Source organism: Bradyrhizobium sp. WSM4873, assembly GCF_055811355.1.
The window spans coordinates 101,346-123,502 of the sequence record NZ_JBVVPS010000002.1; the positions used below are offsets into that span (position 1 = coordinate 101,346).

Annotated in this window: 22 protein-coding genes; 9 read left to right on the top strand and 13 right to left on the bottom strand. The window is 61.9% G+C overall.

The window, feature by feature from the left end; all coding sequences use genetic code 11:
* Window positions 1-44: 44 nt before the first annotated feature.
* Complete coding sequence (locus AC0L21_RS04490) at window positions 45-1,439, top strand: cytochrome P450 (protein ID WP_473258626.1); 1,395 nt, start codon at window positions 45-47, stop codon at window positions 1,437-1,439.
* A gap of 142 nt (window positions 1,440-1,581) precedes the next feature.
* Here the strand turns inward: AC0L21_RS04490 and AC0L21_RS04495 are convergent, their stop codons facing one another.
* Window positions 1,582-1,785 (bottom strand): hypothetical protein, encoded by a 204-nt coding sequence (locus AC0L21_RS04495; protein ID WP_473258628.1) that lies wholly within the window; start codon window positions 1,783-1,785, stop codon window positions 1,582-1,584.
* A gap of 80 nt (window positions 1,786-1,865) precedes the next feature.
* Here AC0L21_RS04495 and AC0L21_RS04500 point away from each other — a divergent pair, with 80 nt between their 5' ends.
* The 4 genes from AC0L21_RS04500 (at window position 1,866) to AC0L21_RS04515 (ending at window position 3,305) form a co-directional block, all read left to right on the top strand.
* Window positions 1,866-2,255, top strand: a complete 390-nt coding sequence (locus AC0L21_RS04500) for an FAD:protein FMN transferase (protein ID WP_473258630.1) — start codon at window positions 1,866-1,868, stop codon at window positions 2,253-2,255.
* A 36-nt stretch (window positions 2,256-2,291) separates the two neighbouring features.
* Window positions 2,292-2,681, top strand: coding sequence for a c-type cytochrome (locus tag AC0L21_RS04505; RefSeq protein WP_339029104.1), 390 nt, complete (start codon window positions 2,292-2,294; stop codon window positions 2,679-2,681).
* Window positions 2,682-2,710: 29 nt separating this feature from the next.
* Window positions 2,711-2,938 carry a hexameric tyrosine-coordinated heme protein gene (locus AC0L21_RS04510; protein ID WP_473258633.1) on the top strand — a complete coding sequence of 76 codons (228 nt, stop codon included), beginning with the start codon at window positions 2,711-2,713 and terminating at the stop codon, window positions 2,936-2,938.
* Window positions 2,939-3,041: 103 nt separating this feature from the next.
* Entirely contained in the window at window positions 3,042-3,305 is a 264-nt protein-coding gene (locus AC0L21_RS04515) for a hypothetical protein (RefSeq protein WP_473258637.1), read from the top strand.
* A 745-nt stretch (window positions 3,306-4,050) separates the two neighbouring features.
* Here AC0L21_RS04515 and AC0L21_RS04520 read toward each other — a convergent pair.
* From AC0L21_RS04520 to AC0L21_RS04545, 6 genes are all read right to left on the bottom strand, one after another.
* Window positions 4,051-5,646, bottom strand: a complete 1,596-nt coding sequence (locus tag AC0L21_RS04520; protein ID WP_473258639.1) for a class I adenylate-forming enzyme family protein — start codon at window positions 5,644-5,646, stop codon at window positions 4,051-4,053.
* A 335-nt stretch (window positions 5,647-5,981) separates the two neighbouring features.
* Entirely contained in the window at window positions 5,982-6,761 is a 780-nt protein-coding gene (locus tag AC0L21_RS04525) for an SDR family oxidoreductase (RefSeq protein WP_473258641.1), read from the bottom strand.
* Between the two features lie 93 nt (window positions 6,762-6,854).
* Window positions 6,855-7,676, bottom strand: a complete 822-nt coding sequence (locus AC0L21_RS04530; RefSeq protein WP_473258643.1) for an enoyl-CoA hydratase-related protein — start codon at window positions 7,674-7,676, stop codon at window positions 6,855-6,857.
* 83 nt (window positions 7,677-7,759) lie between these two features.
* The gene (locus AC0L21_RS04535) at window positions 7,760-8,464 is read right to left on the bottom strand and encodes an SDR family NAD(P)-dependent oxidoreductase (protein ID WP_473258645.1); all 705 of its coding nucleotides are present in this window, start codon (window positions 8,462-8,464) and stop codon (window positions 7,760-7,762) included.
* A gap of 16 nt (window positions 8,465-8,480) precedes the next feature.
* Window positions 8,481-10,802 (bottom strand): molybdopterin-dependent oxidoreductase, encoded by a 2,322-nt coding sequence (locus AC0L21_RS04540; protein ID WP_473258647.1) that lies wholly within the window; start codon window positions 10,800-10,802, stop codon window positions 8,481-8,483.
* A gap of 19 nt (window positions 10,803-10,821) precedes the next feature.
* The gene (locus AC0L21_RS04545; RefSeq protein WP_473259417.1) at window positions 10,822-11,442 is read right to left on the bottom strand and encodes a TetR/AcrR family transcriptional regulator; all 621 of its coding nucleotides are present in this window, start codon (window positions 11,440-11,442) and stop codon (window positions 10,822-10,824) included.
* 169 nt (window positions 11,443-11,611) lie between these two features.
* Between AC0L21_RS04545 and AC0L21_RS04550 the strand changes: the two genes are divergently transcribed.
* Both AC0L21_RS04550 and AC0L21_RS04555 read left to right on the top strand, forming a co-directional pair.
* Window positions 11,612-12,811 carry an acetyl-CoA C-acyltransferase gene (locus AC0L21_RS04550; protein ID WP_473258649.1) on the top strand — a complete coding sequence of 400 codons (1,200 nt, stop codon included), beginning with the start codon at window positions 11,612-11,614 and terminating at the stop codon, window positions 12,809-12,811.
* Window positions 12,812-12,898: 87 nt separating this feature from the next.
* Entirely contained in the window at window positions 12,899-14,110 is a 1,212-nt protein-coding gene (locus tag AC0L21_RS04555) for a multidrug effflux MFS transporter (RefSeq protein WP_473258652.1), read from the top strand.
* A gap of 10 nt (window positions 14,111-14,120) precedes the next feature.
* Here the strand turns inward: AC0L21_RS04555 and AC0L21_RS04560 are convergent, their stop codons facing one another.
* The 6 genes from AC0L21_RS04560 to AC0L21_RS04585 all read right to left on the bottom strand — a co-directional run bounded on the left by AC0L21_RS04560 (window position 14,121) and on the right by AC0L21_RS04585 (window position 20,230).
* Window positions 14,121-14,774 carry a flavin reductase family protein gene (locus AC0L21_RS04560; RefSeq protein ID WP_473258654.1) on the bottom strand — a complete coding sequence of 218 codons (654 nt, stop codon included), beginning with the start codon at window positions 14,772-14,774 and terminating at the stop codon, window positions 14,121-14,123.
* Window positions 14,775-14,909: 135 nt separating this feature from the next.
* Window positions 14,910-15,923: an NAD(P)H-dependent flavin oxidoreductase gene (locus AC0L21_RS04565; RefSeq protein ID WP_473258657.1), complete on the bottom strand. Its 1,014-nt coding sequence runs from the start codon at window positions 15,921-15,923 to the stop codon at window positions 14,910-14,912.
* 21 nt (window positions 15,924-15,944) lie between these two features.
* Window positions 15,945-17,132 (bottom strand): acetyl-CoA C-acyltransferase, encoded by a 1,188-nt coding sequence (locus AC0L21_RS04570; protein WP_473258659.1) that lies wholly within the window; start codon window positions 17,130-17,132, stop codon window positions 15,945-15,947.
* A gap of 14 nt (window positions 17,133-17,146) precedes the next feature.
* Window positions 17,147-18,277, bottom strand: a complete 1,131-nt coding sequence (locus tag AC0L21_RS04575) for an acyl-CoA dehydrogenase family protein (protein WP_473258661.1) — start codon at window positions 18,275-18,277, stop codon at window positions 17,147-17,149.
* Window positions 18,278-18,300: 23 nt separating this feature from the next.
* Complete coding sequence (locus AC0L21_RS04580) at window positions 18,301-19,482, bottom strand: acyl-CoA dehydrogenase family protein (RefSeq protein ID WP_473258663.1); 1,182 nt, start codon at window positions 19,480-19,482, stop codon at window positions 18,301-18,303.
* Between the two features lie 10 nt (window positions 19,483-19,492).
* Complete coding sequence (locus AC0L21_RS04585) at window positions 19,493-20,230, bottom strand: SDR family oxidoreductase (protein ID WP_473258665.1); 738 nt, start codon at window positions 20,228-20,230, stop codon at window positions 19,493-19,495.
* A gap of 493 nt (window positions 20,231-20,723) precedes the next feature.
* On the opposite strand from AC0L21_RS04585, the gene AC0L21_RS04590 reads away from it, so the two are divergent.
* Window positions 20,724-21,467: an SDR family NAD(P)-dependent oxidoreductase gene (locus AC0L21_RS04590; protein ID WP_473258667.1), complete on the top strand. Its 744-nt coding sequence runs from the start codon at window positions 20,724-20,726 to the stop codon at window positions 21,465-21,467.
* Between the two features lies 1 nt (window position 21,468).
* Entirely contained in the window at window positions 21,469-22,146 is a 678-nt protein-coding gene (locus AC0L21_RS04595; RefSeq protein ID WP_473258669.1) for a glutathione S-transferase family protein, read from the top strand.
* Window positions 22,147-22,157: the final 11 nt, after the last annotated feature.

Here is a 22,157-nt window from a genome sequence, read left to right on the forward strand (position 1 = left end):
GCGTCCACCTTCGCCCCACCCGGGCGCCGAACCGGCTCGCTCCCATGCTGGATCGCAGTCTGACCGATAGTGACTATCGACCACCGGCTCCCGTGCCGCCGCCGAGGCGGCTCGGGCTGATCGAGATCATCCAGACCCTGAGAAGGAACCCTCTCGAATGCTGGAGCGCCGAGTTTTTCCGTGAACCGATTGCGAAGGTCAGACTGCCCTTTGCCCGGGCATTTCTGGTTCACGACCCGGCCGCGATCAAGCGCGTTCTTCTCGACAACGCGGACAACTACCGCAAGGACCCAATCCAGCGCCGCATCCTATCCTCCGGTCTCGCCGACGGCCTATTGAGCGTGGAAGGAAGCCGCTGGGAGATGCAGCGCCGGACTTTGGCACCGCTATTCGCAAAGCGGACCGTCGCCTCCTTCAGCGAGGCGATACTAACCGCGGCGGACGAGCTCGCGGGCAAATGGAGCCGCCTCGGCTGCGGTACCGTGGTCGACGCTGCCGCCGAGATGACGTTGCTCACGCTCAAGGTACTGGCCCTGACCATCTTCTCCGATGGGATCGGCGGAGATTTTGAAGAATTTCGTCTGGCCATGAACGCCTATTTCGGGGTCATCGGACGCATCGGCGCGCTCGATCTATTCGGCGTTCCGGAATTCGTGCCGCGCCCAGGGCGGGCGAGGCTGCGCCGGACGATGAGCTACTTCGAGCGCGTAATCGACGAGATCATCGAAGCGCGGCGCCGTCGACTTGCCTGCTCGGCCGGCAAGGACGATCCGAACGACATCCTGACACTGCTGCTCCGCACGCTCGATCCTTCGACGGGACAGCCGATGAGCCGCGCCGAGGTGAGGTCGAACATCCTCACGTTCCTCTCCGCCGGCCATGAGACGACGGCCAATTCGCTGGCGTGGTCGATTTTTCTGCTCTCGCAGGCGCCTGCGTGGCGGGCTCGCGTTCGAGAGGAAGCGGAGCGCGAACTGAGCGGCCCGACGGCCGGGCTGCCCGATCGGCTGCCGGTGACGCGGGCGGTCGTGGAAGAGGCCCTGCGGCTCTATCCCCCCATCGCCGCGCTCAGCCGAATGTCCGAACGGCCGGACAATCTGGGATCTCATGAGATCGACGCCCGGTCCCTGATCGTTATCGCACCCTACGTGCTGCATCGGCACGAGCGCCTGTGGGACCGGCCGGATATGTTCGACCCGTCGCGCTTCTTGCCGCCGGCAAGAAGCGAAGTGCCTCGTTTCGCCTACCTGCCCTTCGGCGCAGGTCCCCGGACCTGCATCGGATCATCCTTTGCGCTGCAGGAGGCGACGATCGTGTTGGCGGTGCTGATGCGACGCTTCGATCTGGACCTTCTGCCGGGCACCAAAGTCTGGCCACTGCAGGGGATTACGTTACGGCCAACGAACGCCCTACCTATGCGCCTCCGGAAGTGTCCGTGAGGTAGAGCGTACTCCAAGAGTGCCCGCCAGTATTCTGCCGGGAGGTCGTCCAGCCGGTCCTACGGCCGGCACTGGCGAGGTTTTCTGGCCGATAGCGGGTGAGGAGTCGAGTTTCTGCATCTGCTGCGTGCTGGGAAGCGCCTCATTCGGCGCCAAGCGAGCGCAGCCAGGCCAAGCTCGAGATTGCCCGCTCCGCCAGGTGCTGCAAGGCTTCGACGCGCTCGGCATCGCCGGAGCGCTCGGCACCTTCGAGATAGGCGTCCGCCAACGCCTCGGCGATCGTCGGCGCGTCCCGCTGCTCGAGCGTCTCCGGAAAGCTTCCGAAATCGCCGACCTCGTCGGCCATCCGCATGGTCGTTTCGCGGAGTTCGCGCGTGCGCACCGCAGCCGCCCCTTCCAGACGCTGTTCGAGGGCCGCAAGATGCGTTGCGACGCAAAGCTCAAGCCGTCGGGCCTCGATCCGCGCGGCCGGACGGCCGCCCCTGGGAAGTGGGCGTCGCCGATCCGGAGGTCGCGAGCCGCATCGCCACGCTCGTTCCGATCGTCGACCGGGCGGTGTCGACCTCGGGAAGCTACGGGTTCCGGTTCGATGCCGAAGGCCGCTTCAACCACCCGTTCGATCCGGCGACGGGAGGCAGCGCTCATCGTTATCAAAGCGTGACGACCGTCGCTCGAAGCGCCACTGCAGCCGATGCGCTCTCGACCGCGTTCAGCCTGATGCCGGAACAGCGAATCCGTTCGCTGTTGCCATACGTCGATGTCGAACGCGTCCATCTCATGGATGCGGCGGGCAAGTCATCCGAAATCACCGCTTGATCGATCGACTTCAATCCTAAGGAAAAGGAGACCTTGATGAACCGGACAGCACTTGTAGCCTTGTTTCTCACAGCGGGTCTCGGCCAAGCCGGCGCCCAGGATGCCGCTGCGGGCGAGAAGGTCTTTGCCGTCTGCAAGGCCTGTCACCAGGTCGGCGACACGGCCAAGAACGTCGTCGGCCCGGTCCTCAACGGGCTGATCGGACGGAAGGCGGGATCGGTCGAGGGCTACAACTACTCGGAGGCCAACAAGAAGTCCGGCATCACCTGGGACGAGGCGACCTTCTCCGAGTACATCAAGGACCCGAAAGCCAAGATCCCCGGCACCAAGATGGCGTTCGCCGGCATCAAGGACGAGCAGAAGATCAAGGATCTGATCGCCTACCTGCACACGTTCGACAAGGCGCCCGTCAAGCTGACGCAGTGAGCACTCCTGCCCAACAAAGGATGCGGCATATGAGCGAAAATTGGCTACCGTCATTGAAGTCCGATACACCCCAGGCCGGCTTCGAGCTGGCCGTAAAGCTCTCACGAATGGCGGTGAAGATCACGCAGCCATCGGACGAAGTCCGTACGCGCCTGCGAGCGGCTTATGAGCAGGATTCGGAGCAACTGATCGCAACATCCCACGTGGTGGCCGTCCACTTTCAGACGGTCGCCGCCGCCAATAATTGGTGGCTCTGATGAGACGCGGCCGTCCCGCCTGCTCGGGAGCTGCCCGCAGCGCACACCGGAACGCCTGCCCGCGTTCGCGGTTCATCCAGAGCCGGCACGAACAGGTGAAGCGATGAGAGGTCTCAGTACCGGTCAAATCGTCCTGCTGGTCGTCCTGGGCGCCGTATTGATCCTCACAGGCGTCTGGGCCGTCTCCGTGTGGACTGCGAGCAGCGGCGTCGAGATGGGGAAGCACGGGTGGATCGCGCTGGGGCTAGGCACCTTCTTCTCGCTTCTCGTCGGGTGCGGGCTCATGGCCTTAATGTTCTTCAGTAGCCGCTCAGGTCATGACGACGCCGCCGATCCGTTCCGGCACCGGGAGCGCCGCGACCCGTAGTAGCCGTTGCCGCCGGGGGCCGCTCATGTCTCGGGCCCACCGGCGCCTTCAGCGGACTATTTGCCCACGTGAGAGCGGCCGGGTCGTGCAGCGGATCGTCTTCGCAGCGCGAACAGACGTAGCGATCGCGACCGCACGCATATGGAGCCGCAGAGGCTGGGGCTGCAACGTTGCGGGCAGCCGGAGGAAGGGATCCGGAGCTTTGAACGTGCCATGCGAATGAGCCCGGCGGACCCGCAACAGTTCACAGCGTCAACCGGTATGGGCTTTGCCCTTATTGAGCTTCGTCGCTTTGACCAGGCCATCGTTGCAGGGAAGAGAGCCCAGCGCCAGAACTCTTCCTAACCAGGACCTACCGCTGCCTCGCATCCGCTTTTCGCACATCTCCGATGGGACGCTGAACCCGTGAGGCGGCAGCTGGTGTGCTTGACTTGAACCCCACCTTCACAACGTCGGCGTGGGTCGCTGGGAGCCGGCTATCAACCGATGCGCAGCTGATGATTGAGGGTTTTCGTAAAGCCGGGTTGCCCGAGTAGTTCTCCAATGTCCACGGCGTGAGCGACGAGCGGCACTCTTGTGCGGCGCATCAACTCATCATTGTTCGAATACCGCGATTGCGGCCGCAATCATGATCTTGCCAAACATGGACATCTCTCCTTCCGGCGACGGCTCGCGCCGCTTCTCGATTTCTTCTCCCAGCGGTCAAAGCGTGTTCTGAACACCCTCGTTATGTTCCCTGCATGCGTCAGACCGCAGCCGCCACATCGGACCTGGTTGCGACCGCCGGCGCGGTCGCCATCTCGCGCAATTTGTGTTTGAGTATCTTGCCGGTGGAGGCCGATGGCAGAGCCTCGAGCAGGATCACCTCGGTCGGACGCTTGTACGATGCGAGCTGTTGAGCCGCGTACGACTTCAGGTCCTCGGCGCTAACGCGTGCGCCGGGAAGAAGCTGCACGAACGCGACGACCTCCTCGTTGCCGTCGACCGACCGTCCAACGACGGCCGATTGCACCACCTTGTCGTGCGAGTTCAGCACAGCCTCCACCTCGGCGGGGTAAACGTTGAAGCCGGAGCGGATTATCAGTTCCTTGGTGCGCCCGGCGATATACAGATGCGCCTCGCGGTTGACCCGGGCGAGGTCCCCCGTGTTGAACCATCCCTGGTCGTCGATCGCCGCCGCCGTCAATTCCGGAGCGCGATAGTAGCCGAGCATTACATTGGGGCCCCGGACGTGCAATTCGCCGACCTCACCGGTCGCGACTTTGTTGCCTTGCATGTCCACGATCCGGTGCTCGATACCGGGAAGAAAGGGGCCAACTGACTCGTCTGCGACAGGATGCTCTGAACGGACGCCCGACAAGCCCGGCGAGCATTCGGTGATGCCGTAATTGTTCAAGAGCGGGATTCCAAACTCGTCCTCGATCCGCTTTTTGAGATCGAGGTCGAGGGGAGCGCCGGCGACAGACATGAGCCGCAACCTGCCCCGATCGAGCCGTTGGATACCCTTGACAGCCTTGTATTCGAGCAAACGCTGATATGTGGCGGGCACGCCGAACAGGCTCGTAATACCCTCTTCGGCTATGGCATGTGCCAGCGCAGCCGGATCGGCCTTGGCTACGACGTGCAGGGTGCTGCCATGCATCAGCGTTGCAATCAGCAGAATCGAATATCCGACGATGTGGGACATTGGCAGCACACCATAGATGCGGTCGGCCGGATCGTTCTTGCGCAGCAGCCCCGAAACTCTTCCGGTGAAAAGGAGGTTGCGGTGGCTCAACATGACCCCCTTCGGGGCACCGGTCGTGCCCGATGTGTAAAGAAGACCCGCAACCTGCCGCGCCCCATCTCTCTCGACGGGCTCCGGTTCCGCATCGACATTGAGAGGACCGATGCCAATTCCGCCAAACGGCCCCACGGCGCTGATCTTGGCTCCGATGCGGCCGGCGTGATCGGCGGCTTCCTTCGAGAGCGCCGCGTTGAACATCACGCGCCTAGCGCCGCTATGCGTCCCGATCTGGTCGATCTCCCGGGCCGAGAGGCGGGGATTCACCGCGATGCCCCATGCATCGAGCTTGCTGGCCGCAAAGAGCATCGCGCCCAGAGCCACGCTGTTCTCGCTCGCAATCATCACGCGATCGCCGGGCCTGATCCCGAGATCGGCGAGATCCTTCGCCGCGGCGTTCACGGCATCGGAGAACTGCCGGTAAGTCCACGAACGCCCCCCTTCCACGAAAGCCGGATGATCCGGAATATCCCGGACGAAGGGCGCGTAGACCTCGTGTACCCTGGACGGTAATCCATCCAGCAACTCGGCCGCAGTGATATCGTCCACGCTCCTCATGCCGTCCTCCCTGGTACTGTGTTTTTGTGCGCGCAGAGCGCTCCCCTTCGAACGGGAGGGTTCGCACTGTCACTTCATCTGCCGATCAGTAAATAGTTCTAAAATAGAACTGTCAACACGAATGGCGCTGCGGTGACCTCAAAAGCCGGCAAATTTGATGCAATCGCACAATTCCTCTTTGGAATTGCAGGCAGAGTGTCCGTGCGAACGCAGCTGTGGTGATCAGCGCTGGAGTCTGCTGATCCTGGTTCAACGCTTGCGCTACCGCTCAGGTTTGAGAAGCTTCCGTCGGGATTGGCATGCGTTCGCCGGGTTGAGAGTTCGCGCACCCAGAGTCACCATTTCTCGACCCACGGCCGGAGGACGACTTCGAATGCCCAGGTCGACCGATGCTGCCGATGAAGCTGCAGATAGGTTTTCGCGATATGATCGGGGTCTGCCATATTGTCGTCGATAGTTGTTCCCGCCAGCCGGTGCGCGCGGGTACCGTCCTGCTGGGTCCAGCCGATCGCGGCGTCGATCGGCACGTTCGCGATGTGGATACCCTGCGGCATCAATTCTCTTGCCATGCTTTGCGCGAGTCCGGACTTGGCATGACATGCCATTGCAAACGCCCCACTTGACGGGAAGCCCTTGAGCGCCGCGCTGGCGTTCGTGAAGATGATCGTTCCTCTCGCGCCATTGGCGTCGGGTTGATTCCCCAGCATGAGGCGAGCTGCCTGTTGCCCTACTAAGAACGCGCTGAACGCCGAGTTTCGAAGAGTTTCGAGCACCATGACCGGGTCGGCTTCGATCACGTTCTTGCGGAAAATGCCGGGAACCCGGCCGTCGATGTTGTGCACGACAAGCCTTGGCATTCCGATCTCTTGAACGACATTCTCGAACAGCCGTGCCACGGCTGCCGGTTCGCTTGCATCGCAGGCGTACCGACGCACACCATACGTTTTCTCGAGACTTTCAAGCACCGCCTTTTCGGGATTCCTGGCTGCAACGCCGACATGCATACCGCTTTCCGCGAACAGCCTGGCGCAACTCGAGCTGATACCCGGGCCGCCGCCGATAATGATAGCAACCTCCTGGGCGGAAGTCTGGGTGTCGCGGTTGGATTGAGTCATGTTGCTGCCTCCAATGCGTTTGGTGACCTATTGCTTCACTGCAATGACGACGTTGCCCTTCGCGCCCGGCACCGCAAATTTACTCAGCGGGTGTCACCTGTAACTGGGAGAACGTTTCTCAATGAAAGCTCGGACGGCTTCGGCGTGTTGCGTAGTCGCTGCCGCAAGTACCATCCTCTCGGCCTCCTGATCCAATGACGTCAGGAAGTCAGCCGACAGCGCAAGATCGAGATTGTCCTTGATAGAGGCAAACGCGCTCCCCGGACCGTTCGCCAACATCCTTGCCACTGCAAATGCTTCCTGTTGCAGTTCAGAATCGGACACCACGCGATTTACCAGTCCCAGTACCTCACAACGGCGTGCATCGAGCCGTTCGGACAAATACATGAGTTCGCGAGCACGCGACGTTCCGGCCAGCCGGGTCAATAGCCACGAAATGCCGTAATCGCCGGTCAGCGCAATCTTGGCGTACCCAGTCGTCATGATGGCGGATTCGGCTGCAATACGAATGTCACAGGCGAGCGCGATGGCAAGTCCGGCGCCAGCCGCCGCTCCCGGCAAGGCCGCGATGGTGGGCTTGCGCACCGAGACAAGTACGCCGGTGAGGGTTCGCTGGCGATCCCTTAATCGCTCGACCTTCTCACTGACTGACATGGCCGGTGGTGCAGTGTTGCTGCCCATCCCCTTGACGTCGCCGCCCGAACAGAAGGCGGTACCCGCGCCGGTAATCAGCAATGCTCCGACGTCCGGATCATCACCGCTGCGCTTGATTATCCGACGCAACGCCGGCGTGAGATGATCGGACAGCGAATTTCGTGCCGCCGGTCGGTTCAAAGTGATCACGGCGACGCGGTCCCGAATCACACACAGCAGTTCGTCCGTTCCGGTATCTATTGAGATTGATTCATCCGCCATGTCATGTCCTTTCAAGTTTCGCGCAGAGCTCTCCGAATGACAAAGCGCGCACTACGGGTGATCGTTTTCGCGTCAGCCGGGGATTACCAATTTTCGCGGAATGGCCGCAGCTCAGTAAGAAATGACCAGGCCGATCGGTCCTGACCGCAGAGATGAAATAGTTCTTCGGCGATCGCTTCAGGCCTGATGAAAAATTCATCTGGTTTGTCGCTCATCCGCGCGCGCATACGAGGGGTGTCGATCACGGCGTCGATGAGGACATAAGCGACGTGGACGCCGAGAGGTCCCACCTCACGCGCAATCGATTCAGCAAGAATGCGCTGGGCCGCCTTTGTCGGCGCGAAGCCGGCGAAATTGGCTTTGCCCCGGATCGAAGACGTATTTCCGGTCACCAGGATTGCGCCCTTGCCTCGGTCGATCATGTCAGGAGCCACTTCGCGCGCCAGGTACAACAAGCCCATCACGTTGACCTCGAAATTGCCCTTCAGCATCTTCGGATCGATCTCACGAAAGCCTCCCCAGCCCCCGCCCACCGCGTTGTGGACGAGAACTTCAGCCGCGCCAAAACGCCGCTTTACATCAGCAACTACGGTCCGCACCTGGTTCTCGTCTGAGACGTCGCAGGTCATCGCATGGACATCAGGAAGCTCTTGCGCCAGGTGATTGATGAGCTCCGTTGAACGAGCGAGCGCTATGATACGAAACCGGCCGGCAGAGAAGCGCTTGACGATGGCAGCTCCGGTGCCCGGCCCGACCCCGGTCACGATCGCGATTGGTTTATCACTCATCTGGACTCTCTCCGCGTTACTGTCCGGCCGATCTCAAATGAATTCGCTCGGACTGCGACTGATAGGCGGCTGCCTCCTGCGCAGACACCAGGGCCAAACGAACCGCAACATTCTTGTGGTAGGGCGTACCGGCAATTGGATCGCGGTTGCCGCTCTCTGTGAGCAGATTGATACGTGGCCCGTTGATCAGTCGCTCTCCGTCCGACGCCGGGTATGCCTGGCCGTAGCCGTGCGGGAGCGCGAGCTGCCCATTCCTCATGCCGTCGTCGACCTTACAGCGCACCACGAGCCGGCCGACCACGGACTCCACCGCGACCCAGTCACCATCCTCCGCGCCCAGATTCCTCAGTTCGCTCGAATTGATCAGCATGGCACCGTCCGGATCGTCGCGACGCCACGCGGGATCGCGAAAGATCTGGTTGGCATTGAACATGCGGCGGCCACCAGCCGCCAGCATGAACGGGAACTCCTTTGGCGCGCCCGCGGCTTCCGGATCGAGACGCGCCAACCATTCCAACATCTGCGGGACGACCAGCCGGACCTTGCGATCCGAATGGCCGATCAATGACCAGACCTCGTCATAGTCGTGGCGTGTAATGGCCGTGCCCTGACGGGCGGACACGATCGTATCGAACAGGAGGTCGCCGAGCTGACGATCCGCCACGTCGTCCGATGCGCCGATCGCCCGCCGCACCGCTTGAGGCGACCGCTTCGCGCAAGCCAGTGCCGCGCTCCACATAGGCGCCGCGGCCGCCGTACCATCCGGAAGCGTCTGCCCCAGCGTATGGTAGAGCACGAGGGCAGGCACTGCCGCAGGGTTTTCCCCGATGAAAGCACGAAAGGCCGCGGCGAATTCCGGTCGCGAGCGCCGTGCTATTTCGCGCAGCGGCGCGAGCACATTATCGCCCGGCAGAAGCCCCAAGGCGATGGCAAGCCGCGTGTAGATCTCAGGCTCCGGCAAGGTGCCGGCAAGCGGCGGCAAGGCAGCCGCACGAACCTGGAAATAGTTCGTCGGAAACTCGAAGTTGAACAGGGTAAACTCTGTTTTCTCAAATTGCGAAGACGCAGGGAGAACATAGTGCGCGAGCCGCGCGGTTTCGGTCATCGCAACATCGACCACGACACATAGCTCGAGCGAGCGCAGCGCACGTTCTACCGCCTCCGTATTTGCTGCCGTGTTGGCGGGATTGGAACTGTCGACCCAAGCGCAGCGCAACCGGTCGGGATGGTCATTGAGCACCGCTTCGGGGAAGATGTTGGGAGGCAACAGTCCCCCAATGATCGCGTCGCCGGTTGGCGCAAACGTCTGGTTCGGTGAGTTGCCCCACAGTGGTTGAAGCCAGCTATGCAGTTGGTTGGTACCTTTCCGGCCGAAATTTCCGGAAAGCATGATCAAGAGCTTCTCAAGATAGGAGTTGAGTGTCGAGTTGGTGCCTTGCTGAATGCCAAGCTCGACCCGCACCACCATGGCCTTCGCGGCCGCAATCATCGCAGCGCACCGCTCCAGGTCCGCGATCGAGATATCGGCGGCGGCAGCCCATTCTTCGACGGGGATGTTCAGCAGCGCCTGCCTCACTTCCGCGAAGCCTGTCGTGTGCTCCTGAATGAAGGCATGGTCGATCCGGTCGGAACGGATAAGCGTGGCCGACAAGGCGCCAAGGAGAAACGCGTCGGCACCGGGACGAACTGCCAGATGCAGGTCCGCCATTTCGGCAGTTTCGGTTCGCCGTGGGTCGATGACGATCAGCTTGCGTTCGGGATCCTTGCGAATTTGGTTGAGATGATCGCGCGCATTGGGGAAGCCGTGCGCGATCCAGGGATTTGCACCGATCACAAGCAGAAGATCGCAATGATGCACGTCTTCGGCAGTGTGGCACGTCTGGCTGCCGAACATATGACCATTGACCCAGAAGTCGCCGGTTTTTTCCTGCGAAAGTGCGTTGAATACGCTGCGCGAACCCAGCGCACGCAAAAAACCACTGGCGTAGGCGCCGCCGGCATGGTTGCCCTGCCCGCCACCGCCGTAAAGGGCAATAGTCTTTCCGCCATGCTTGTCGACGATCTCTAGCAACTGCGCCGCTATTTCCGCGATCGCCACGTCCCACTCGATCTCATCAAATCCGCCGTCGGCGCGGCGACGCAGCGGGGTCGTGAGGCGATCCTTGTCGTTCGCATAATATGGAATTCGGGCCGCCTTGTTGCACAGGTATCCCTGTGATTTCGGACTCGAACGATCGCCGCGCACTTTCTCCAGGCGACCGTCATTCACCCAAACTTCGATCCCGCAATTGATGTAGCACAGGTTACATGCTGTCTTGAGCCATTTGCCGGCCGTCATGGTCACCTCCCTGACATTGCTAATTGTCGCAGCGCGTCGTCCTTGTCGCTCTACGCCGAGGCTTTTGGGTCCGGCCACCGGCAGTCATGCGTCCCGCAGCGAGAATGCCGTCGGAAAGCTTCCCAACGCCGACGGCGCGCGACAGCACGACCGATCCAACCAGGGTTGCGATAGCGCCCGTCGCGATCTGGCGAGCCTGCCGCGGTGACTCATCGGGAAGCAACTCGATGAAGACATCGATCATCCTCTCCAGTTTGGCCGCCAAGGCCTGCTGTTCGCTCGAGCCCGATCGAGCGACATCGACCGCCAGGGTTGGAAGGGCGCAACCGTGTTTGGGATTGTCTCGATGCCGGGGACTGAGATAGTCGGCAATCAGCGTCTGGAAGCGTTCACCATTGGCCTTGTCGTTGGTCAGCTTTCTCCAACGATCGGTGGTCTGGTCCATTGCGAAGGCTATCGCCTCGCCAACAAGCGCTTCACGAGACTCGAAATGGTTATAGAAGCCGCCATGCGTCAGACCTGCAAGCTTCATCAAGTCGATAACACTGAGCCCTTTGGCGCCCTTCTGGCGTAAACCGTAAGAGGCATTTTCGACTATCCGACGGTGCGTCCGACGCCTGTGGTTCTCTCCGTAACGCATCGCCACTCCGTTGCAAGCTCCCAAGAGGACCGGCTGTACAACCCTACTCGTCCTCTCCGAACAGTTCTGGAACCGCGCTTCCTTGAAGCCTACGGCAGGATTTCATTGCAATGCCGCCTATCTTATATGATTATCGTCATATAACAACAGATATCGGCAGGAGAGTTCAATGGCCGCCGCTTCCGATCCCATCGTCATTCTTTCCGCCGCGCGCACGCCACTTGGGCGGTTCATGGGCGAGTTGTCGTCGCTGAGTGCTCACAAGCTCGGTGCTCACGTGATCGGCGCAGCGCTGGAGCGGGCGAAGCTGGCGCCTGAAAGGATCGACGAGCTGTTCATGGGCAATGTGCTGCCGGCCGGGCAGGGCCAGGCCCCGGCACGCCAAGCCGCCCGCGGCGCCAAGCTGCCTGACGCCACTGGCGCCACGACCGTTAACAAGGTCTGCGGCTCCGGTATGAAGGCGACTATGCTCGCCCATGACATCATCAACGCGGGATCAGCGGAGATCGTGTTGTCCGGAGGAATGGAGAGCATGAGCAATGCTCCCTATCTGCTGGCGAAAGCGAGGGGTGGGTATCGCGCCGGGCACGACCGGATCATCGATCACATGCTGATGGACGGACTGGAGGACGCCTATGAGACCGGGCGCTCGATGGGCGATTTCGGCGAGGCGACCGCCGAGGCCTATCAATTCACCCGGCAGGACCAGGACGCCTACGCGATCGAGACGTTGACCCGCGCGCGCAAGGCGGTCGAGGGCGGCGCGTTTAAGGTCGAGATCGTGCCAATCACACTACCCGAAAAGGCCGGGCCGCGGATCATCGCCAATGACGAGCACCCGCTCAAGGTCGATCCCGCCAAGATCCCGGGGCTGAAAGCCGCGTTCCGCGCCAACGGCACCATCACGCCGGCCGCCTCCTCCGCTAATGCCGATGGCGCCGCAGCCCTCATTCTCGCAAAGCGCTCGCTCGCGGATCGCGACGGCCTCCCTGTGCTGGCCGAGATCAAGGGCCACACCACCCACAGTCAGGAGCCGCAATGGTTCACCACGGCGCCGATCCCGGCCATTCGCAAGCTGTTGGATAAGATCGGCTGGAGCGTCGGCGATGTCGATCTGTTCGAGATCAACGAGGCCTTTGCCGTGGTGGCGATGGCGGCGCAGAAGGATCTCGGCATTCCCAGGGAGAAGCTAAACGTCAATGGCGGCGCCTGTGCGCTCGGTCATCCCATCGGTGCTACCGGCGCTCGCCTGATCGTGACGTTGTTGCACGCGCTAGAGGCGCAGAATCTCAGACGCGGCGTTGCAGCCCTTTGCATCGGTGGCGGTGAAGCCACCGCCATCGCAATCGAGCGCGTCGTCCGCAGATAGCACGGTCGATCCGCCAAGAAAGGGCTCGGCGAGCGGCACGAACCGCGTCTTCGTCGCCTGCCTATCCCCATCAGCGCGAAAGTTCCCATGACTGACCAGTGCCTCACGACCGAGAGCGTGCGGCGGGATGTTCCCGCCTCCAGCGGCCTCGCGATCGCGGTCCTTTCCGTCCTGGCCGCCATGGGAACGCTCGCGACAAACATTTTGCTGCCTTCGCTGCCTCAAATTGCGATCTCGTTGAATGTCACGAGCGCGGCGGTCACGTCCGCCATCACCGCCTTTCTAGCAGTATTTGGGCTGGGCCAGCTTCTGGTCGGGCCGCTTTCGGATCGCTACGGAAGACGCTGGCCGGTCCTGATCGGATTTGCCGTGTTCATCGGCGGCAGTGTTTGTTGCGGTTTGGCGAACGATTTACCTAATCTCTTGGCAGGCCGCATCGTGCAAGCTGCCGGCGCTTGCGCGACATCAGTGCTGTCTCGTGCCATCGCCCGCGACATGTTCAGTGGCGCGGCGCTGGCACGCGCGATGGCGCTGATCATGATCGTGATGTCGGCAGCTCCTGGATTTTCGCCGCTGCTTGGCGGCGCACTCGATCACAGCTTTGGCTGGCGCTCCGAATTCGCGCTCGTCGCGGCGTTCGCCGCTGTGAGCGCCATTGGCTACGGCATCGTCCTCGGCGAAACCCACCATTCGATCCGGACGCCGCTCAATCCGGCCGCCATCGTCAGGACCTATGCTGGCCTTTTTGGCGATCCTCGTTTTGCTATCCCGGCCGCAACCGGGAGCCTGATCATTGGCGGCTTGTTCTCGATGTTTTCGGCTGCACCGCGCTTATTGATCGAAGCGCTGCACTTCACGCCGATCCAACTCGGCCTCTTCTTCGCTGGCACTGTCTTTATCGTATTCGCCGCCGGTATGCTGGCGACGAGATTGGCACCGCGCTACGGACTTGATGGCCCGATCCGGGCAGGGTTGTGGGCGACGGCCGCCAGCAGCATTGCGATCATGCTCATCTCGATGGTCAGCCCGACTTTCTTGCCATTTCTAGGCGCGATGAGCGTATTTCTCCTCGGCATGGGCATTGTCAGTCCACTAGCCACCGCGCGAGCGCTCTCTCCATTCGGGGAGAAAGCCGGCGCGGCGTCGGCGCTGCTGGGCTTCTCGCAAATGATGACTGCCGCGGTCGGCGTATGGCTTGCCGCCACGGTGTCGCATCAAGCAATGTTGGCGCTAGGCGTCGTGTTGAGCACGTTTTCTCTGCTGGCTCTTTGCGTGTACGCGTGGCGCCCAGGGTCTTGATTGGCTTCAATCAAGCGCCGTGGAATTCCGGTTTGCTACTGCCAGACGGCCGCTTCATCTCAAACATGTTTTCCGTCCTGACCTCAAGGTAATCTCCACCACGGCCGGCGCGCAGAATGGGACGAGCAAGTGCCGTGTTGTAGACGCCGTCCTCGATCAAGGACTTGTCGATGTATACCGCGACGACCTCGCCGAGCACGAACCACCCTTCCACCTTCTCGCCGCGCGCATTCGCCAACTGAGAGACGTCAACGACCTTGCATTCCATTGCCGCCCTGCTCTCGCCTACCCGCGGCACAGCTACGTGTCGCCCGGGTACTGGCGTCAGCCCTGCTGCTTCGAACTCGCTCACGCCGTGATCGAGAGGCGCCGCAGTCGTGTTCATGCGCTCGCCCAGATCCATCGTAACCAGATTCCAGACAAACTCCCGGGTCTCGCTTACGTTCTTGACGGTGTCCTTCCATGAAATAGAGGAGAACCCGATGATTGGAGGGTCGTAGAGAAACGCATTGAAGAAGCTGTACGGGGCAAGATTCAGTTGCCCGGCCGCATTCCGCGATGAAATCCAGCCAATCGGACGCGGCGCGACTATCGCGTTGAACGGATTATGTCGGAGTCCGTGACCCTTCGAGGGCTCATAGTAGTGGAAGTCAGCCGGATCCATACATTCTCCTTCCCAAGGCTGCTGACAGTCGGCCGCTCGCCAGTCGAGCTTCATCGATCGCAATCAACGCACGCACGATTATGCGTGCGCAATCTCGTCAAGGCATACGGTAGCAGCACAAGCGTCCGGAAGCCCTCACGCAATCGCCCGGGCGACAGCGGGTCTGTGCTCGGCAGCATCGAGGAACCCGATCAGACGCTCCCGGATGATCTGCTCGGCCTCGCTCATGATACGGTCGATCAGCTCCTTCACCGTCGGGATGTCGTGGATCAGTCCGACCACCATGCCGCAGCTCCAGGCGCCCGCGTCCATATCGCCGTCGACCATCACCTTGGGGTAGACGCCCGCCACCTGCTCATGGATGTCCTCGATCTTGAGGCTGGCGCCTTTCTCGCGCTCAACTTCGAGCAGCTGATCGACCCCCTTGTTCTTCAGCACGCGCTCGGTGTTGCGCAGCGCACGCATCACCAGCACGGTGTCGAGCTCGGTGGCTTTGACCAGAGCCTGCTTCACGTTGGCATGGACGGGGGCTTCCTTGGTCGCGACGAAGCGGGTGCCCATGTTCATACCGGCCGCGCCCATCGACAGCGCGGCAACGAGGCTCCGCGCATCCGCCATGCCCCCCGAGGCCACGAACGGAATCTTCAGCTCATCCGCCGCGCGCGGCAACAGGATCATGTTAGGGATATCGTCCTCACCGGGATGGCCGCCGCATTCGAAGCCGTCGACGCTGACGGCATCGCAGCCGATCTTCTCGGCTTTCAGCGAATGCCGTACCGAGGTGCATTTGTGGATCACCTTGATGCCAGCCGCCTTCAGTGCGGGCATATACTGCTCGGGGCTGCGGCCAGCGGTCTCCACCGCCTTGACGCCGCCTTCCTTGATGGCGGCGATGTATTCCGGATAAGGCGGCGCGGTGAAGCTCGGCAGGAAGGTCAGGTTCACGCCCAACGGCTTGTCGGTCATGTCGCGGCAGCGCGCGATTTCCTTGGCCAGTAGCTCCGGCGTCCGCTGGGTCAGGCCGGTGATGATGCCGAGACCGCCGGCGTTCGACACCGCGGCTGCCAGCTCGGCAAAGCCGACATAATGCATGCCGCCCTGGATGATCGGATGCTGGATGCCGAACAGTTCGGTAATTGCTGTCTTCACGTGCGCTTCTCCGCTTTCCGGTCAGTTGACGATTTCGAACAGGCCGGCCGCGCCCATACCGCCACCGATGCACATGGTGACAACGCCGTACTTTGCCTTGCGCCGCCGGCCCTCGATCAGGATGTGCCCTGCAAGCCGGCTGCCCGTCATGCCATAGGGATGACCGATCGCGATCGAGCCGCCGTTGACGTTGAGCTTGTCCGGATCGATGCCGAGCTTGTCGCGGCAGTAGATCATCTGGACCGCATAGGCTTCATTCAACTCCCAGAGATCGATGTCACCGATCTTCAGGCCGTGCCGCTTGAGAAGGCGCGGGATGGCCGCGACCGGACCGATGCCCATTTCGTCCGGCTCGACACCGGCGGCGACGAAGCCGCGGAAGATGCCGAGCGGCTTCAGGCCCTTCTTGGCGGCGATCTTGTCGCTCATGATCACGCAGGCTGAGGCGCCGTCGGAGAGCTGGCTGGCATTGCCCGCCGTGATGGTCTTGCCCTCGAACACCGGCTTGATCTTCGCAAGGCCTTCCGCCGTGGTCTCGGGGCGTGGGCCTTCATCCTTTGACAGCGTCACCTGCTGATAGGTGACCTCCTTGGTGTCCTTGTTGACGACGGCCATCCTGGTCGTAATCGGGACGATCTCGTCATCGAAGCGGCCGGCCTGCACCGCGGCACCGATGCGGCGCTGACATTCGAGGCTGTATTCGTCCTGCTGGTCGCGGCCGATCTTGTAACGCTCGGCGACGATCTCGGCGGTGTCGAGCATCGACATGTACATCTCCGGCTTCATCGCCATCAGTTCGTCGTCGACCGCGTGGAACCTGTTCATGTGCTCGTTCTGCACCAGACTGATCGACTCGATGCCGCCTCCGATTGCGATCTCGACACCATCGAGCGTGATCGAACGTGCCGCGACCGCTATGGCCTGCAGGCCGGATGCGCACTGCCGATCGATTGTGGTGCCGGCGACCGTGACCGGCAGGCCGGCACGAATCGCCCCCTTGCGTGCGACGTTCATTACCATGGTGCCCTGTTGCATCGCGCACCCCATCACCACGTCCTCAACCTCGCCGGGCTCGATGCCCGCGCGCCTGACCGCTTCGGCCATCACATGACCGGCCATGGTCGGTCCCTCGGTGTTGTTCAATGCACCCCGATAGGCCTTGCCGACGCCGGTACGGGCGGTGGAAACGATAACTGCCTCTGTCGTCATGGCTGCCTCTTTGGTTACGCTGCCGCGTCGAGCTGCACATAACGCAGCAAGTGGTGCGCGGGATCACCGAACTGGATGTTGATGGAGGAGATTCGCTTGAAGTAGTGGCCGACGTTCAATTCGTCGGTCATGCCCATGCCGCCATGCAGCTGCACCGCTTGGTCGGCGATGAACTTGCCGGCATAGCCGACCTTCGACTTGGCGCCGGAGGCGAGCCGCGAGATGCCGCTCTCGCCGGCGCCCAGGCTGAGATTGAGATGCTGCATCAGGGAGAGCGCCTCCTGATGAGCGATGAACATGTCGACCATCCGGTGTTGCAGCACCTGAAAGCTGCCGATGGTGACGCCGAACTGCTTTCGGGCCTTGGAGAATTCCAGCGTCGCGGAGTTCAACTCAGTCATCGCGCCGACCGCCTCGGCACAGAGCGCGCCGATGGCCCTGTCGCGGCAGGCTTCCAGGAGAGCTATGCCCTCACCCTCCCTGCCGAGCAACTCGCCGCGAACTTCGCGGAAGGTAATTTCTGCGGCCCGGCGGCCATCAATCGTCTTGAAGCTGCGCACATCGAGATTGGCCGCCCGGGCATCCACGACGAAGAGGCTGACGCCGGCGCGATCGCCGCGCCTGCCTGCGGTGCGCGCCGAGACGATGAGATAATCGGCCCAGGGCGCGGCGATGACAGCGGTCTTCTCGCCAGTGAGGATGTGATCCTCGCCCTCGCGCCGGGCCTCTGCTGCGATACTGGCGAGGTCGAAGCGCGACGCCTTCTCGGTCCAGGCCAGTGCCCAGATCTTCTGTCCGGCGATGATATCGGGAATGAAGGCCTGCTTCTGCTGATCACTCCCCGCATGCTCGATCAAGCCTCCGGCGAGCACGACCGTCTCGACGTACGGTTCAACCACCAGATGACGACCGAACTCCTGGGCAATGATCATCGTGGAGAGCGGGCCGCCGCCTAGTCCGCCGCTCTCCTCGGCGAAGGGCGCGGCGAGCAGGCCGAGCTCCGCAAAGGCGCCCCACTGCCTGCGGCTCCACCCCTCTTCGCTGGCCACGATCTTGCGGCGCGCCTCGAAGCTGTATTGGTCGCGTAGCATGCGCTGTACGCTGGAGCGCAACAATTCCTGCTCTTCCGTGAACTGGATATCCATCCGATCCTCTCGTCGCGCTGTTGCTAGAGACCGAGCACCGCTTTGGCGATGATGTTGCGCTGGATCTCGTTCGATCCGCCGTAGATGCTGAGCTTGCGCGCATTCAGGTACTTTTCCGACGCGGTGTGGCCGTAGTCGGGCCCCGGCATGAACTGGTTTGCACTCGACGGTTGCTCGCGAAGCGCCAGTCCGTAATTACCGATGGCGCGATGCGTCAGCTCGGTAATCCCCTGAAAGATCTCGGTGCCGCGGATCTTGAACAGCGAGGCCGCAGGCCCCGGATCGATGCCGCGCGCCATCTGGGCAATGACCCGTAGTTCAGTAGCCTCAAGCGCAAGCACATCGAGCTCGATCCGGCCGATCTCCTTGCTGAACTCGAGACGCGCCGGATCGTCCGCTGCGATCTCCGCCTTCACGACCTTCTTCAGCCGTTCGAGATAGCGCGTCGACCGGCCGATCCCGGCCATGCTGGTGCGCTCGTTACCCAGCAGGAATTTGGCGTAGGTCCAGCCCTTGTTCTCCTCGCCGATTAGGTTCTCGACAGGAACGCGGACATCCTCAAGGAAGACGTCATTGACCTCGTGCGATCCGTCGATCGTGATGATCGGACGCACCGTGACGCCGGGCGATTTCATGTCGATCAGGAGGAACGAGATGCCGGCCTGAGGCTTTGCGCCCGGATCGGTGCGCACAAGACAGAAGATCCAGTCGGCGTGTTGCGCCAACGTCGTCCAGGTCTTGTGACCATTGACGATGTAGTGGTCGCCGTCGCGCACGGCCTTGGTCCGGACCGTGGCGAGGTCCGAGCCCGAGCCCGGCTCGGAATAGCCCTGGCACCACCAATCCTCACCCGACAGGATCCGCGGCAAGAATCTCTGTTTTTGCGCGTCGCTGCCGAAGGTGTAGATGACCGGACCTACCATGGTGACGCTGAATGCCAACGGCGGCAGCGTCCCGGCCCGGCTTGTTTCCTGCTCGAAGATGAAACGTCGGGTGATCGACCAGCCGGGGCCGCCATATTCCTTGGGCCAGAGCGGCGCGATCCAGCCCTTCTTGTAGAGAATGCGGTGCCAGAGCAATGATTGCTCCTTGGTCAGGTCGGTCTCCGGATTGGGGACCCGCATTTCCTTCGGATAGTTTTCGGCGATGAAAGCGCGCACCTCATCACGGAAGGCTGCATCTTCGGGAGACAGTGCGAGTTCCATTATGCGCGTCCTACCACTTCTCACCGAAGGGGCGGATTTCCATCTCGAACGTCCAGGCGCTCTTCGGTTGCTGATAGAGCTGCCAATAGGACGCCGCGACCGAGGCCGGCGGCATCAACAGGTCTGGATCGTCGAGCGCATTGGGGCCGAGCGCTTCCAGGCGCCGCTGCCGTACCCACTCGGTGTCGACGCCGGAATCGATGACGAGGTGGGCGACATGGATATTCTTCGGGCCGAGTTCGCGCGCCATCGCCTGCGCCACAGCGCGCAGCCCGAATTTGGCGCTGGCAAAGGCGGCATAGCCGCTGCCACCGCGTAAGGAAGCAGTCGCGCCGGTGAAGAAAATGTTGCCCTGGCCGCGCGGCAGCATCAGCCGGGCCGCCTCGCGCCCGGCGAGGAAGCCCGAGTAGCAAGCCATCTCCCAGACCTTGCGGAATACGCGCTCGGTGGTGTCGAGGATCGGGAAGTTGACGTTGGCACCGATGTTGAAGATACAGACCTCCAACGGCGCGTGCTTGTCGGCGTCGTTCAGGAAGGAGATGATCTCCTCCTCCTTGCGTGCGTCGAGCGAGCGGGCCTGGATCTCGCCTCCTGCAGCTTCGATCTCCTTGACCAACGGAGCCAGCTTGTCCCCGTTGCGGCGGCCAGCGAAGACAGTAAAGCCCTCGGAGGCAAACTTCTTGGCGATCTCGCCGCCGATGAAATCGCCGGCGCCGATCACGGCGACGGTTGCATTTCTCTTTTTCAAGGAACTTCTCCCGGTTAGGTTAGGCGCGCTTTTTGCGAAGCTGTTCTATCGACTCCGAACGTGGATCACGGTGTTTGAGCCAGACCAAACGATGGGGATTCCACCATCGCGCTGATCGAGGCTACCATGGCCACGGCGCAGTTCTCGATCGGCGCGATTTGGTCGAGCGCTTTGGCAAGATGGCTGCCGGTAGATTGCTCGATGGGGCCCGACATACTGAAAAGCAGTCGGACCAAGACCGAGTGCTTGCGACAGCTTCGCCACGACTAACCACCTCCCGACTGAAGAACATCGGCGCCATTTTCAGCATTGCGCCTCGCGGCGAAACATGCGTTCTTTTTTAGAACTCGTCAATCGATATTTTGTAGTCACGGTTAGGATCAGGAAACGGCAAGTTTACTGCCCCATTCAGAGACTCCAAAACCCCGTTTACAACGTAGCTTTCAGACGATACCGATAACGTATCAAATAAGAACTTATGGGAGAGGCGAGCATGGGAGAAAATCGCGGGGTCGCGATTCTGGTCGGCGCGGGTGATGCCATCGGCGCGGCCGTTGCGCGGCGCTTTGCCAGCGAGGGCTACATTGTTTGCATCTGCAGGCGCGATGCGGCCAAGTCCCAGGCGCTGGTGGATGAGCTCAGGGCGAAAGGCTGCGGCATCCACGCATTCAGCGTCGATGCCCGCCAGGAAGCGGAAGTGCAGAAGCTGTTCGCGGACGTCGAACGCGACATCGGGCCGATCGAGATCTGTCTGTTCAATGCCGGATCGAACGTCAACAAGCCGCTGCTGGAGACCACCGAGAAGCTCTTCTTCAAAGCCTGGGAGCTGGCGTGCTACGCGGGCTTCCTGGTCGGACGTGAGGCCGCGCGCGTCATGCTTCAGCGCGGACGCGGCACCATCTTTTTTACCGGCGCGACCGCAAGCATCCGCGGCAGCAAGGGGTTTGCTGCGTTTGCATCGGCAAAATTCGGCCTGCGCGCGGTGGCCCAGGCCATGGCACGCGAGCTCGGGCCCAAGAACATTCACATCGTCCACCTCATCATCGATGCCGGCGTCGATAGCGAAGCCATTCATCAGCGCATGAAGGCGGCCAGGGGGGTCGAGGCCAGCGAGATCCCTCCCGACAGCCTGACCAAGACCTCCTCGATTGCCGAAGCGTATTGGTTCGCTCATCAGCAAAGCCGCGACGGCTGGACCCATGAACTTGACCTTCGTCCCGCTGCGGAGAAATGGTGACATGAGCGACAGTCCAGACCTCACTCTGTGGGGCGTTGGGACAAGCCGCACCGTTCGACCTCACTGGGCGATGCACGAGCTTGGCTTGCCCTACAAAACCAAGCCGATCGGCCCGCGGACCGGCGAGACAAAGACCGCCGAATATACCAGGCTCAATCCTCGCCAGAAAGTTCCGCTGCTGCAGGACGGCGATTTCTGCATTGGGGAAAGTGCCGCGATCGTCGCATATTTGTCGCGCATGTACTCGACGCCAGAGCGTGCGTTGATTCCGGAATCTACCCGCGACTATGCCGCGTGGCTGGAATGGTGCTTCTTCATCGTCACCGAGCTCGACTCGACCAGCCTGTATGTGATGCGCCGTCACAGCGCCGATGCGCTAGGCCCGATTTACGGCGTTGCGCCGGAGGTCGTCGCTCAAGCCGCCGAATATTTTCGGGCGCAGATGCGCCACGTCGAGGTCGCGCTGGCCGACGGCCGGGATTTCCTCATGGGCGAGCGCTTCAGCAGCGCCGATATCCTGCTGACGACGTGCCTGGACTGGGCGGTCGCCTACGGTGTCGGCATCTGTGACAATGCCCAGCCCTATCTCGAGCGTATGCGAATCCGGGAGGCTTACCAGCGCGCGGCTGCGGCGAATGTTCCGGCAGCACCGATTACGCCGATGCCTGCCAAGGCTTGAGAGCCGATCAC